At 69.8% G+C, this 13,140-nt stretch carries 9 protein-coding genes; all 9 read left to right on the plus strand.

Annotated elements, in window-relative coordinates:
- Nucleotides 1-16: 16 nt before the first annotated feature.
- The 9 genes from rnpA to BLV39_RS42785 all read left to right on the plus strand — a co-directional run bounded on the left by rnpA (nucleotide 17) and on the right by BLV39_RS42785 (nucleotide 12,003).
- Complete coding sequence (rnpA, locus tag BLV39_RS00500; RefSeq protein WP_090785964.1) at nucleotides 17-487, plus strand: ribonuclease P protein component; 471 nt, start codon at nucleotides 17-19, stop codon at nucleotides 485-487.
- Nucleotides 484-792: a membrane protein insertion efficiency factor YidD gene (gene yidD, locus BLV39_RS00505; RefSeq protein ID WP_090785966.1), complete on the plus strand. Its 309-nt coding sequence runs from the start codon at nucleotides 484-486 to the stop codon at nucleotides 790-792. The genes rnpA and yidD overlap by 4 nt, the downstream gene beginning before the upstream one ends.
- An 18-nt stretch (nucleotides 793-810) precedes the next feature.
- Nucleotides 811-1,950 carry a membrane protein insertase YidC gene (gene yidC / locus BLV39_RS00510; protein WP_090790978.1) on the plus strand — a complete coding sequence of 380 codons (1,140 nt, stop codon included), beginning with the start codon at nucleotides 811-813 and terminating at the stop codon, nucleotides 1,948-1,950.
- 133 nt (nucleotides 1,951-2,083) lie between these two features.
- Nucleotides 2,084-2,740 (plus strand): Jag family protein, encoded by a 657-nt coding sequence (locus BLV39_RS00515; protein WP_373315459.1) that lies wholly within the window; start codon nucleotides 2,084-2,086, stop codon nucleotides 2,738-2,740.
- A complete protein-coding gene (gene rsmG / locus BLV39_RS00520; protein WP_090785967.1) occupies nucleotides 2,740-3,513 on the plus strand; it encodes a 16S rRNA (guanine(527)-N(7))-methyltransferase RsmG in 774 nt (257 codons plus the stop codon). Before BLV39_RS00515 ends, rsmG begins: the two co-directional genes overlap by 1 nt.
- A 4,260-nt stretch (nucleotides 3,514-7,773) precedes the next feature.
- Nucleotides 7,774-8,715 carry a ParA family protein gene (locus tag BLV39_RS44695; RefSeq protein WP_373315458.1) on the plus strand — a complete coding sequence of 314 codons (942 nt, stop codon included), beginning with the start codon at nucleotides 7,774-7,776 and terminating at the stop codon, nucleotides 8,713-8,715.
- The gene (locus BLV39_RS00540; RefSeq protein ID WP_090785972.1) at nucleotides 8,712-9,827 is read left to right on the plus strand and encodes a ParB/RepB/Spo0J family partition protein; all 1,116 of its coding nucleotides are present in this window, start codon (nucleotides 8,712-8,714) and stop codon (nucleotides 9,825-9,827) included. The genes BLV39_RS44695 and BLV39_RS00540 overlap by 4 nt, the downstream gene beginning before the upstream one ends.
- Nucleotides 9,828-10,064: 237 nt before the next feature.
- The gene (locus BLV39_RS43885) at nucleotides 10,065-11,039 is read left to right on the plus strand and encodes a hypothetical protein (RefSeq protein WP_239084138.1); all 975 of its coding nucleotides are present in this window, start codon (nucleotides 10,065-10,067) and stop codon (nucleotides 11,037-11,039) included.
- Nucleotides 11,040-11,865: 826 nt separating this feature from the next.
- The gene (locus BLV39_RS42785; protein ID WP_176984718.1) at nucleotides 11,866-12,003 is read left to right on the plus strand and encodes a hypothetical protein; all 138 of its coding nucleotides are present in this window, start codon (nucleotides 11,866-11,868) and stop codon (nucleotides 12,001-12,003) included.
- Nucleotides 12,004-13,140: the final 1,137 nt, after the last annotated feature.

Below are 13,140 nucleotides of genomic sequence, written 5' to 3' on the forward strand. Positions count from 1 at the left end.
TGGAAGTAGGGCAGCGATGCTGGCCGCCGCGCAGCGACTTCGGCGCCGCGCCGAGTTCTCCACCGCAGTCCGCACCGGCCGCAGCGCCGGTCGCGGTGCGGTGGTCGTCCACCTGACGCTGCCCTCCCAGCCGACTGTGCAGTCCCAGCAGCATCCCGAGTCCCACCCGCACGATCTCGACCAGCCGACGTCCGCCTCCGGTGCGGCCACCGCCACACCGCCGGCGCGCGTCGGCTTCGTCGTGTCCAAGGCAGTCGGGGGTGCCGTCGTCCGCAACCAGGTCAAGCGCCGGTTGCGGCACCTTGCCCGGGAGCGGCTGGAGACTCTGCCGGCGGGCACGACGCTGGTGGTCCGCGCGCTGCCCAGGGCGGCCGACCGCTCGTACCAGCGGCTGGGTGTCGATCTGGACAAGGCGATCGCTCTGGCGCGCGACCCGGCCCAGGGCGACGGGCGCCGCCCGCGGCGATCCGGGCGGGAGCGGTCATGAGTTCTCAGGAAACCATCAGCAACTCGACACCCAAGAACATCAGCATCCCCGCCCGCGTACTGGCTTTTTGCATCATCGCGTACCGTCGTTGGATAAGCCCGGCACTGCCGGCTCGCTGTCGGTTCTATCCGTCGTGTAGCGCCTACGCCCTCGAGGCGGTGTCGCGGCATGGCGCGATCCGTGGAACCGGCCTGGCGATCTGGCGGCTGCTGCGCTGCCACCCCTTCCACCCCGGTGGCTACGATCCGGTGCCGGAACCGCGTCGTCGTCGCCCCGCCAACACGGCGGAACCCCTGGCCGAGTGACGGGAGCCCTTGGTGCACATCAGTCTCGACTGGATCTACTACGGCATTTCGTGGATCCTGCTGCGCTGGCACGGGGTGTGGGACGCCATCGGCGTGCCCGACAAGGCGGTGCTCGGCACCACCTGGTCGTGGATCCTGGCGATCTTCTTCCTGGTCGTCACCGTCCGCGTCATCCTGTTCCCGATCTTCGTCAAACAGATCAAGTCGCAACGCGCTATGCAGGCCCTGCAGCCCAAGGTCAAGGAGCTGCAGGAGAAACACAAGGGTGACCGGGAAACGCTCCAGAAAGAGATCATGGAGCTGTACCGGACGGAGAAGGCCAACCCGCTCATGGGCTGCCTTCCGATGTTCCTGCAGATCCCGGTCTTCCTGGGCCTCTTCCACGTCCTGAAACGGGTAAACCCCAACAACCAGGCGAAGGAGCTGTACGGCTGGACGGCCGCGCAGTTCGACAGCGCGTCGCACGCGACCCTGTTCACCGCACCCATCTCCGGCCGGTTCGGCTCGAGCGCGACCGAGCTCGCCGCCTTGGACGCCAGCGTCGTCACCGTGAAGGTCATCGCGGCCATCCTGGTCGCGGTCATGATCGCCACGACCTACCTGACCAGCCGCCAGATGATCCTCAAGACCGGCTGGGCCGAGGACCCGCAGCAGCGGATGCTCCAGCGGATCATGCTCTACGGCATCCCGGCGTCGCTGCTGATCTCCGGTGCGATCTTCCCGATCGGCGTGATCATCTACTGGGTCACGAACAACCTCTTCACGCTCGCCCAGCAGCAGTGGGTCCTGCGCAAGTTCCCGCCACCGCCGGTCAGCAAGGCCAGCACGGTCAACCGCTACTCGGAAGCCGGCGAGAAGGCCCGCACCGCCGCGGCGGCCCGCGAGACCCAGTCGCAGCCGAAGTCCGGTGGCCTGCTCAGCCGCCTCACCGACGCCGCCAAGTCCGCCGCTGCCCCGCAGCCCGGCGCGACCCCCAAGGCGGTCGGCAAGGGTGCGGCCAACGGCAAGCCGGCGTCCCGGCAAAACGGCAAGTCCAACGGCACTTCGCCTGCCGAGGTCAAGCCCGCGGCCGACGGGAAGGCGCTGGCGCCCAAGCCGGGCGCTAAACCGGTCAACCCGAAGAAGGCCGGCGGACGCCGGCCGGCGAAACGCAAGTGAGCGCTGCGGCCGGTGACTCCTCCACCGGCCGCGCCTCGCGAACACAGACGTGCCCGGCCGCGGTGACTGGCTCATCCGCCCGGGCTGACCAGCGGACCCAGTGGTCCGGCGACAGACATACGGAGATGACACCGTGACCGAGACCAGCATCCCCCGCACCGATAAGCCGCTCGAAGAGGAGAACGACGAGGCTGCTGAGCGTGCGGACGAGGCTGACGTGACCGACGAGGCGGAGCTCACCGACTCTCCCGCTGAAGCCGACGAGGCTGACGAAGCCGATGAAGCTGACGAGGCTGGCTCGGTTGTCGCCGAGACCAAGGAGACGAGCGACAGCGACCTGTTCCGGCAGAGCGAGATCGCCGCGGACTACGTCGAGGGCCTGCTCGACATCCTCGACTACGACGGCGACATCGACGAGCTCGTGTCCGGCGGCCGCCCGATGGTCGAGGTCGTCGGCGGTCGTCTCCAGCCGCTGGTCGGCCAGCGCGGCGCCACGCTGGAGGCGCTGCAGGAGCTGACCCGCCTGGCGGTCTTCCGCGAGACTGGCTCGCCGAGCCGGCTGCTGCTCGACGTGGGTGGCTACCGCGCCAACCGCCGCAAGGAGCTCGCCGCGGTGGCCAAGAACGCGGTCGAGAAGGTCAAGGAGTACGGCGAGTCCGTGCGCCTCGAGCCGATGTCGGCGTTCGAGCGCAAGTGCGTACACGACGTGGTCAACGCTCTCGCCGGTGTGGAGAGCGAGTCCGAGGGCGTCGAGCCGCACCGCCGGATCGTCGTACGCCCGACTTCCTGATGGTGGATGAGTCTTTCGGCCCGGGCGGTACACCGCCCGGGCCGTTCCATGAGCTGCCCCCGCCGCCGCCCGCCGCTCTCACGCTCTTCGGTGACCGTCTCCCCCTCGCGGTGCGCTTCGCGGAGCTGCTGGTGACCGACGGAGTGGTACGTGGCCTGATCGGCCCGCGCGAGGCCCCCCGCATCTGGGACCGCCACCTGCTCAACTGCGCCACGATGACCGAATTGATCCCGTCCGGCGCTTCGGTGGTTGACGTGGGGTCTGGGGCGGGTTTGCCCGGTATCGTGCTTGCGGTGGCGCGGCCGGACCTTTCCATGGTCTTGGTCGAGCCACTGGCACGACGGACCGCTTTCCTGGCGGAAGTGGTGACTTCGCTCGGCCTGGACGACACCGTGACAGTCGTCCGTGGCCGAGCCGAGGAGGCACGGGACGCGGTTGTCCCCGCCGACGTGGTCACCGCTCGGGCGGTCGCGCCGCTCGACAGGCTCGCCGGCTGGTGTCTCCCCCTCACCGCACCCGGCGGACGGCTGCTCGCCCTCAAGGGCGCGTCGGCCTCCGACGAGATCGCGGAACACCAGACGGCGATCGGTCGACTGGGTGGTTCCACGCCGGTCGTCCGGCTGTGCGGGGTCGGCCTGGTCGACCCGCCGACGACCGTCGTGGAAATCGTCCGCGAGCGCGTAGTCGAGCCGGTACACCCCCGGTCGGCGGACCGGGGTCGCCGACGGTCCGCTCCGGACGGCGGTGGGCGCGGGAGAACGCGGAGGGGTTAGATGGGCCGGCGGGGACCAGCACCTGGGTTTGAGACCTCTTCCCCGCCGTCTACGGATGATCCACCTGCCGCGTCGCCGCCCGGCCGTGGCCGCCGCGCGTCCTCGTCGGCGGCTGTGCCCGCGAGTTCGTCGCGTCGTTCGCGGGGTGCGGTCTCTGCCTCCGCCTCTGCCGATGTGGGTTCTGCGAAGAGCGCGCCGGCTGGTAGTCGGCGGAGTGGCGCCCCCGCTCAGAAATCCGTCGACGCGCCTGTTCGTGTGCCGCGGGCCGTCTCAGCTCCGCGCAAGTCGTCCACGCCTGCGGTCGACGGTGGTCGGCGTGGTGCACGCTCGGTGGTCGACGACGAGTCAGCGGTCAGGGATTCCGGACGGGCGTCCCGTCGTGGGTCCGCGGCAGGAGCGGGATCCGATTCCGCTCGTGCGAAGTCCGCAAGCCCGGCGCGGTCGACCGGGCGTGCCGCGAAGGCAGTGAGTAAGGCCAGCGCCGAGGCTGCGCCGCGTTCTGCCTCGCGTGGTGCCAAGGCTGCGCCGAAGTCCGCTCTGCGTGGTGCAGGTGCTGCGCCGCGTTCTGTCCCGCGTGGTGCTGACGCTGCACCGCGGTTGGGTTCGCGCGGTGGTGTGGACGGCCGGCGGTCGGTTTCGCGCAGCGCGCCTGAACCTCAGCCGGTGGCAGCGGCTGAGCCCGCGAACCGTCGTCGTAAGACAGCAGCTACGAAATCCGTCGACCCTGGAACCTTGCCGGAGTCCGGAACCGCGTCTGGTCGCAGGAAGCCGGGAGACAAGATGGCGCAACCGGACCAGGCCGAGCCGGTAGCCGGCGGTACCGGCCGTGCCGCACGAAAGTCGCCAGCGCGTCCTGATGCCGCCGTGAGCGGTCGCCCCGACTCGAAGGCATCCGGCACAGCGGTCCCGGCTCCCACGCGGAAGCGAGCCACGTCTGTGCCTCGCTCGTCCATGAAGCCGCCGAAGCAACAGGCCACCCTCGCGGACCCCGTTCCGCCGGCGCCCGGCCCGTCGGCGTCAGGTCGCAGACGATCGGCGATCGGGACATCAGCAAGTGCGGGACCGGCTGTTGCGAGATCGGCGTCGGCGTCGGCGTCGGCAGCGCCAGCGACCGCGGAGGCGGTGGTGGCGGCCGCGGCATCAGCGGCCGCGGCATCAGCGGCCGTGGACACGGTGGCAGCGGTCTCGGCGGCTGCGGCATCAGCGACCGCGGACACGGTGGTGGCGGGATCGGCGTCCGCGCGATCCAAGGCCGGGCGTCCGGTGCGCGCACGATCGAGTTCTGCGCGCGCCAACGCCTCGGAGCTGACCCCAGAACCGCAGACGGTCTTGGTAATTCCGGTCGGCGAACCCGACCCGGCCGCTGTCGGGAAGGGCCGGTCACGATCGAAGGCCGGCACAAAGTCAACGCCCGCGGCGCGACGCCGGCCCACCACGGCCCAAGCGGATCTGCAGCTTCCACTCGACCTTCCTATTCCGGGCTCCCGAAGCCCGGAGCAGCAGGAATCCTCGGCGGCTTCGGATGCCCCGCGTGCCCGCCCGCCCCGCGCGCGGCAAGCGTCTGAGCGGCCCGGCGCGACAGCGGCCGTCGTCCCGCGTGCACGCCGCAAGAGCACCACGTCGCCACGCACCACTTCCGATGCACCTGACTTCGTGTCAGATGCGCGCGGGACGTCCTCGTCTACCAACAAAGACGAGGAGGACCGCCCCGCCCAGGACCGTTCGGTCGCAAGTGGCCCCGTCCCAGGTGAGCCGGTTTCAGGTGGCCCAGTTCCAGTTGGCCCGGTCGCAGATGAGTCGGTCCCAGGTGGCCCGGTCGCAGGTGAGCCCGTCCCAAGTACCCCGGTCCCAGCTGGCGCGGATCAGGCTGGCGCGGACCAGGGCGGCGCGGACCAGAGCGGCGCGAATCAGACCAAGCCAACCCGGGCGGCTCGGCGCCCAGCTGCTACCCCGCGACGCGGCCCAGCTCGCGGTGGCGCGACGAAAGATCGCACCGGCCGTACTGCCGTAAACAAGAGCGAACCGACCCTTCGAGGTACAGCGGCTTCCGACTCGGACGGTCCCGACTCAGTCGATGCGAGTCCGGCTACCTCTGGCTCGGGTGATGCTGAGCCGGCTGGTTCGGGCTCCGCGAGCTCTGGCCGCGGTCGTGCCAGGTCGAATGGCTCTGGCTCGGGTGGCACTGACTTGGCTAGTTCCGGCTCGGCCGATGCCCGCTCAGCTGGTCCGGGCTCGGGTCGTGCCAGGTCGAACGACCTTGGCTCGGGTGGTGCGGAGCTGGCTGGTTCCGGCTCGGCGCGCTCTCGCCGTGGTCGTGCCAGCTCGAACGACCCTGGCTCGGGTGGTGCGGAGCCGCCTGGTTCCGGCTCCGCGCGCTCTGGCCGCGGTCGCGTCAGGTCGAACGACTCTGGCTCGGGTGGCGGCGACTCGGTTAGCTCGGGTTCGGCTGGTGTCCGCTCAGCAAGTTCGGGCTCGGGTCGTGCGAGGTCGAACGACCTTGGCTCGGGTGGTGGGGAGCCGGCTGGTTCGGGCTCCGCGCGCTCTGGCCGCGGTCGCGTCAGGTCGAACGACTCTGGCTCGGGTGGCGGCGACTCGGTTAGTTCGGGTTCGGATGCTTCCCGCTCAGCAAGTTCGGGTTCGAGTCGTGCCAAGTCGGGCGACCCTGGCCCGAGTGGCGGCGACTCGGCTAGTTCGGGTTCGGCTGGTGTCCGCTCAGCAAGTTCGGGCTCGAGTCGTGCCAGGTCGGACGACGCTGGCCTGGGTGGCGATGACTCGGCTGGCTCTGGCTCGGGTGGCGTGCGTTCGGCTAGCTCTGGCTCGCGTGGTGCCCGCTCAGCTACCTCTGGCCGGCGTGGTGCCAGGTCGGACAGCTCCAGCTCGGGTCGGGCTGGCTCGGGGAGTTCGGGACCGAGTGATGCCGACTCGGATAGCACCGGCTCAGGCGATCCTGGCTCGGGTACCGCCGACTTGGTCGGTGCTGGCTCGGACGCTTCCGGCCCGACCCGTTCTAAGGGTGGCCGGAAGGCGGTGGCGGCAACGCCGGTTGGTGGGCAAGCCCCCGAGCCCAAACGCCGGGGTACACGCGCCAAGCGGCCGAGCGCTGACAGCGTCTCGGCTCGTCCTGAGGCAGGCGAGCCGAGTGGATCGAGTAAGGGCAGAGGATCGCGCGATTCGAGTCGAGGTTCTGCGGTGTCTGGTTCGGTTATGCGGGGTGGTGAGCCGGGTCGGAATGACTACCGGCACACATCGGGCGGGGCTGGTCGTAAGGCGGCTAAGTACGTGGAACGGGCTAACGAAGCAAACCAGGAAGACCTGACTGGCCGACGATCCGGTGCGCAGCCGGCGCCGATACAACAGGGCGGGCGGGGTGACCAGTCAGCGGCGTCCGACATGAGGCGAAAGGCCAAGAATCAGCCACCTGGCGAGGTCGGTGGGCGGACGTCCAGGCCTAACAGCAAGGTCCAGCGCTCGGCGTCCAACGCGGACGTCGACCAGGCGGACGAGGTCGATGCGGAGGCCTCGGAGCAGACCGGGAAGAACGCCAACCGGCGTGGCGCCGTGTCAGGTTCCCGTCGTGTCCCGGTGGGTGGCACAGGCTGGCCGCCGGTTGCGACGCCGCGTCGGGGCGGCTACCTGCGACTCGTTGACGGGTTCCTGGTGTTTGTCCCTCCACACTCGGGTACCGAGACCATCGACGGGCCGAACAGCCGTGGCCCCGAGCGGAGTTCGGCCGTAGGCTGGCCGCGCGGCAATAGTGCGGAACGCGTGGAGGGACCCCACTCCCCTGCGTCGGCCGACCAGGAACGCAGTGCCTCGGCTGGGCCGGCCGGAGCGATGTCGCCGCCATACGCGATCACCTCGAGCTTCGGCGAAGCCGATACACCCCGAGCGGACAGGGACGACACCGTGCATGACAACGGCAACCACGACCCCGGCGTGACGGCGCCTCATGTTTCACGTGAAACCGGGCCCGATGGTTGGGCCGTCGGTAGGCGGGCGCCGGTTCCCGACCCGCGAGTCGAGAGTGGACAGTCAGAACAGGTCGCTCACGCAACTGACGGGTCCGGGTCAGCAACGCGAGTCCCTCTCGCCGTACCATTCTCTAGCCCGGAGGGCGGTGGCAACACCGCGCATCCGGGTCGGTCCGACGTGACTGAGCGCCACCCGGCTCCGGCTCCACGTCCGCAGCCGGCAACTAGCACGGATCGGGTCGATGTTGCCCCGCCCCGGCCTGCCCAGCCTCGGACGGACGCACCCACCGTGGCACCCGAGGCGACCCCGGAGGAAGCGGTGACCGACGCGTACGTTTCACGTGAAACCCCGACGCGCGAAGAGGACGACCCACCGTTGGCCATGGAGGCACTGCGCGCCGTGCAGATCCTGAACCCGAGCGGTGTGATCACCATGCCGCGTCCGGATCACACCAGGATCATGTGCGTCGCCAACCAGAAGGGTGGCGTGGGCAAGACCACGACCACCGTCAACCTAGCCGTCGCGCTCGCGCTGCACGGCAACCGTGTCCTGGTCGTCGACCTCGACCCACAGGGGAACGCGTCGACCGGTCTGAACGTGCCGCATCACGCCGGCATTCCGGACGTGTACGACTGCCTGATCGACAACGTGCCGCTCTCGGACGTCGCCCAGGCGGTCGAGGGCATCCCGAACCTCTGGTGCGTACCCGCGACGATCGATCTTGCCGGTGCTGAGATCGAACTCGTTTCGGTGGTCGCGCGTGAGTCGCGCCTGTCAAGGGCGATCGCCGCGCACCCGGGCACCTTTGACTACGTCTTCATCGACTGCCCGCCCTCCCTCGGCCTGCTGACGGTCAACGCGCTCGTCGCCGCCCAGGAGGTGCTGATCCCGATTCAGTGCGAGTACTACGCGCTGGAAGGGCTCAACCAGCTGATCAACAACATCAACCTGGTACGCCAGCACCTCAACCCGACGCTCGACGTCTCGACCATCCTGCTGACCATGTACGACCGCCGCACTCGTCTCGCCGACGCCGTCGAACAGGACGTGCGCAACCACTTCGGCGACAAGGTGCTGCGCGCGGTCATCCCCCGCAACGTCCGAGTCTCCGAGGCGCCGAGCTATGGCCAGTCGGTCATGACTTACGATCCGGGGTCGCGAGGCGCCACCAGCTATTTCGAGGCGGCCCAGGAGATCGCTGACCGTGGCGTCAAGGGAGGCAAGGCATGAAGAACCGTCCGCGGGGCGGTCTTGGACGAGGGCTGGGTGCGCTGATCCCCACCGCTCCAGCTCCGGCGTCGTCGGTGGCGGTTGCCCCACCCCCGACGGAGGCCCAGGCACCGGCGGCCCCGCCGGCGCCGCCCGTCGTGAGCGCGCCGCCGGCACCCGCCCAGGTGTCCGCTCCCCCGGCAGACGAGCCCGCGCCGCCCGTACCCGCTGAGGTGTCTGAGCCGGAACCGGTGGTCGAGGCCGCCGCACCGGTGTTGACCGACACCGGTCCGGAGCTCGCGCCCGTTCCGGGTGCCCGGTTCGCTGAGCTACCTGTCGACGCGATCGTGCCCAACGCGCGGCAGCCGCGGTCGGTCTTTGACGACGAAGCGCTCGACGAGCTCAAGATCTCGATCCAGGAGGTCGGCTTCCTGCAGCCGATCGTGGTGCGGGAGACCGACGAGGACGGCCGCTACGAGCTCGTCATGGGCGAGCGCCGGTGGCGGGCCGCTCAGGCCGTCGGGCGGACGACCATCCCCGCGATCGTGCGCTACACGCGTGATGACGCGATGTTGCGGGACGCCCTGCTGGAGAACATCCACCGGGCTAACCTGAACCCGCTCGAAGAGGCGGCCGCGTACCAGCAGCTGCTGGAGGAGTTCGGCGCGACGCACGAGGAACTCGCGCGGCGGATCGGCCGGAGCCGCCCCCAGATCTCGAACACGATTCGGTTGCTCAACCTGCCGGCCGTCGTACAGCGTCGGGTGGCTGCTGGTGTCCTGTCGGCCGGGCACGCGCGCGCGTTGCTCGGTCTCGACGACGCCGACGCCCAGGAGCAGCTCGCGCACCGGGTCGTGGCGGAGGGTCTGTCGGTGCGGGCCACCGAGGAGCTGGTGACCCTCGCGCTCGCGGACGGTCCGACCAAGTCGGCGTCTCCGGCGAAGCGTCGCGTGCGGGCGGTCGCACCTGCTCTCACCGACCTGGCCGACCGGCTATCGGATCGCTTCGACACGCGCGTCAAGGTCGAGCTCGGCCGCAACAAGGGCAAGATCTCGATCGAGTTCGCCACGGTCGACGACCTGGAGCGAATCGTCGGGATCATCGGCATGACCGAGGCACCTCCGGAGGGGTAGCCGGTGTTTGGCTCGACGGCCGCGAACCCCACTCGGGTTCGCGGCCGTTTCACGTGAAACCCCCGACCCACGAGGGGTGGAAGTTTTACACAGGCGTTGTCCACAGGCACCCCCTCAAAAGAGCGAAACCCCGTGTCGGAGGCGTTGTGAGCCTGTGGATGAACAAGGGTCCAGCGGGCCTCGACCGCCCGAAATGGGGAAGGACGGCGGCCCGCATCCTCCGATAGGGTCACCCTCGTGCCTCACTCCGCCGACTCGGTCCCCGCATACACCAAGTGGCCTTCATTCCCGTTCGAGGGCGATCTGCGCGTCAAGAGCCTTGCCGACCCCGTCGACGCCGAGCCCCGTCGAAAGGGCGAAGACGCAGCCGACTGCGTCGCCTGTAACACCCCGGACGACGCCTACATCTGGGTGAGCGAACGTTGGCGGGTACGCGCGATGGAACGGCCGACCGGCCTGCCCATGGTGCTCATCCTGGAGGTCCGATCGCACCTCGACCTCGGCGACCTCCCAAACCTCCTGGCAGCCGAGCTCGGGGTGATGACGGTCCGCCTCGAGCGCGCCGTCCGCTCCCTCGACGGCGTGGCCCGGGTGCACGTGAACCGGTGGGGCGACGGCTCAGCACACCTGCACATGTGGTTCCTGGCGCGGCCGTACGGGCAGCTTCAGCTCCGCGGCACTTTCCTGTCGCTGTGGGACGACATCCTGCCGCCCATCCCCGAGTCGGTGTGGCGGGAGAACCTGGCGCTCGTAGCAGCGTGGCTCGCCGAGTTCGGTGGCACGCCGATCGCCGAGCCCCCTCACATCCAGTGGCAGGCGCCGTCCAGCCTCACCCCACAGTCGACCCCGGCCGCGGTTGCCGCGACCGCTGAGGTGGCCGTGGAGCCGCTGTCGGTCGCGATCGCAGAGGCTCCGGAGGGAGTGACGGATGGGGCGTCGGAAGCTGTCGCCGCTCCGAAGGCCGCCCAGCCGTTCGACCCGGCTGACGTAGCCGTTGCCCCCGCCGCTTGGGCCCCGCCCAGGGTGGCGGGCGTCAGCGAGTCGCCTACGGGTGCGGAGAAGGCGTCGGCTGGAGCACGCGGCCACGGGCCGGCTGACGGCGCCCAGAACACGGCGGGCGGTGACGGTGAAGCGGTCGCGGTCCTCGAGACGGCCGAGCGGAAGCCGGCTCCGGTGGTCGTTGCCGGCGCGACGAAGCCCACGACGCCCTAGCTCCTCTCAACGCGAACATCTGAGCGCACTGGGTCCCTGTGACCCAGTGCGCTCATTGTTTGCCGTGAAACATGCCGCGGGGCGCGCGCGACGGCGGCTGGTGCCTCGGCTCGCGATTCCTGGGCGTAGGGCGTCGGCGGGGTCCGCGGCCGTGCACGGCTGTGTTGGTGGGGTGTTCGCACTAAGCGCGCCCGACCGACCGGGGCTGCGGGTGGTGGCGGCGGGAACGCCCCCGGCGCCCCGACGTGGGTCATCAGAATTGCCTACCGACGTTGCGGCGAAGTTCGGCCCTGGGCGAGCCTTCCGGATCGGCGCTGCCTACGAGCGAACGCTGGAGATCGTGCAACAAGGCCGACAAGCTCGTCGACGGCGCCGCCGACCCGTGGCGCTCAAATCTCGAGTCGCCTGGGCCGGTCGCCCGCCTGAGCGATACCACCGTTACGGACCAGCGGCGCCGGATCAGCACACGACGCTAGGACTGCTTCGGTCATCACTCCGACTAGCCGGGTGATCGGTCGCCCTCGGATGGTGGCGGTCGTGGGCTGAGCCGCCGCCGAGTGTCGCGGTGGGGGTCGGGCGGCGCGTCGGGCGGTTCCTGCGCCTGACAGCCCGTCTCATGGAGGCCCCTTGTTAGTCGGTCGCTGTCGGGTTGTTCAGCCGCAACAGTGTGGGGAGCTTCGCTTGCCTGCGCCGGCAGGCGAGGCTCATCGCGGCTTAACCTCGGGCGGCCTCGCTTCGCGATCTTCTGGTTCCCGTGAAACATCGCCCCGGGAATGAGCCGGGCACAACGAGTCGGGTCGCCGCCCCTCCCCCGCCGCGGCCCAGGGTGCTGCGCCTCGTCGACCTGACCGCCCCGGCCCGCGGCACGACCTGCCAACCCGGCCAACTGGTCCCGGCCGAGCACGTCCTGCGGCCGGTCCAGCAGGTCGCTGGCCCGGGCCACGATGAGCTCGCCATGGCCTAGCCGCATCCCCATCGCCGGCAATGGGCACGGCTGGGTTCGAGGCCGTCGCCGGTCAGCGGCTGTGGTGAGCCCCGCAGCACCTCGACGAACGGCTGGCGCGCGTGGTTGCCGTCGGCGCTTCTGCTGGCCGGGCTCGGGGCGTGCAAGGCGGTGCTCGAGCAAATGGACGGCCGCCTAGCGGCTAGCCACGACGGACTGAGCGACCGGCCCGCTGCGAGCGATCACCGGAGTTTGAGCGCAGGTCCAGCGCGACGGCTTCGGCGGGTTGTTTCCCGTGAAACACGTGGGTCGGTCCTCGTCGGACCAAGCGGGCATGGTTGGTCGCGCCGGATCGCCGAACGGTTCCAGATCGCGCGGGCTGTACCCGGGCAGAGGCATGCGCACGCCGATCTCGTGGGGGCGAGCGCGCCAAAACGTTCGTCGGGGCGTGGCAGCCAAGAGCCTCACCGGGTCTGTCGTCGGGTAGGGCTGATGAGCCCGAGCTGGAACCTTCGGGGGGCAGCCATTCGAGATGTGCAGACAGGCTGACTGGCACGCCGAGTTCGTCGACGCCGTTGGGCGCATGGGCATTTCTACGGAGATGCCGCCGACGGCGTCGGGCGGGCGTGCATGGTCGAGTCCGCAAGAGCTCGCACGGAGTCGAGCGTGAGCGGCTCGCCGCCGTTGCGCACACCGCGGCCTGATAGCTCCTCGCGATGACACCTCGCAGGCGTAGCGCCAGTTCGATCTTTAGGTTTCCCGTGAAACATGCTCGGCCACGGCGGACCGAACACGACATCACAGGGTGCCGCTCATTGCTTCTGGACCTATCGCTCAGAGGTCGCGCCTCCTGGCCCACCAGCGCCCGGCTGCGCCCGAGAACGGCGACGGTGACTCAGCACGTGACATACGCCGAATGGAGGCCCGGGTGGTCGGCCGCTCGCGAGCTCGCCCCAACTTCGAGGATCGGTCCGCACTCGAAGGTCCCAGCGTCCAAGGGAACTGTCGCTCGTCGCGATTGGAACCTCAGACCACGACGAGCCAGTGAGTTCCTGGGCGACGTTTGGTTTTCCGTGAAACATGACCTGCATCACGCGGACGAGGGCAATCGGTGCCCTCGACCGTCATCCGCATCAGACGACTCCCTGCTGACGATGC

This window comes from Asanoa ishikariensis (assembly GCF_900107455.1).
GTDB lineage: Bacteria > Actinomycetota > Actinomycetes > Mycobacteriales > Micromonosporaceae > Asanoa > Asanoa ishikariensis.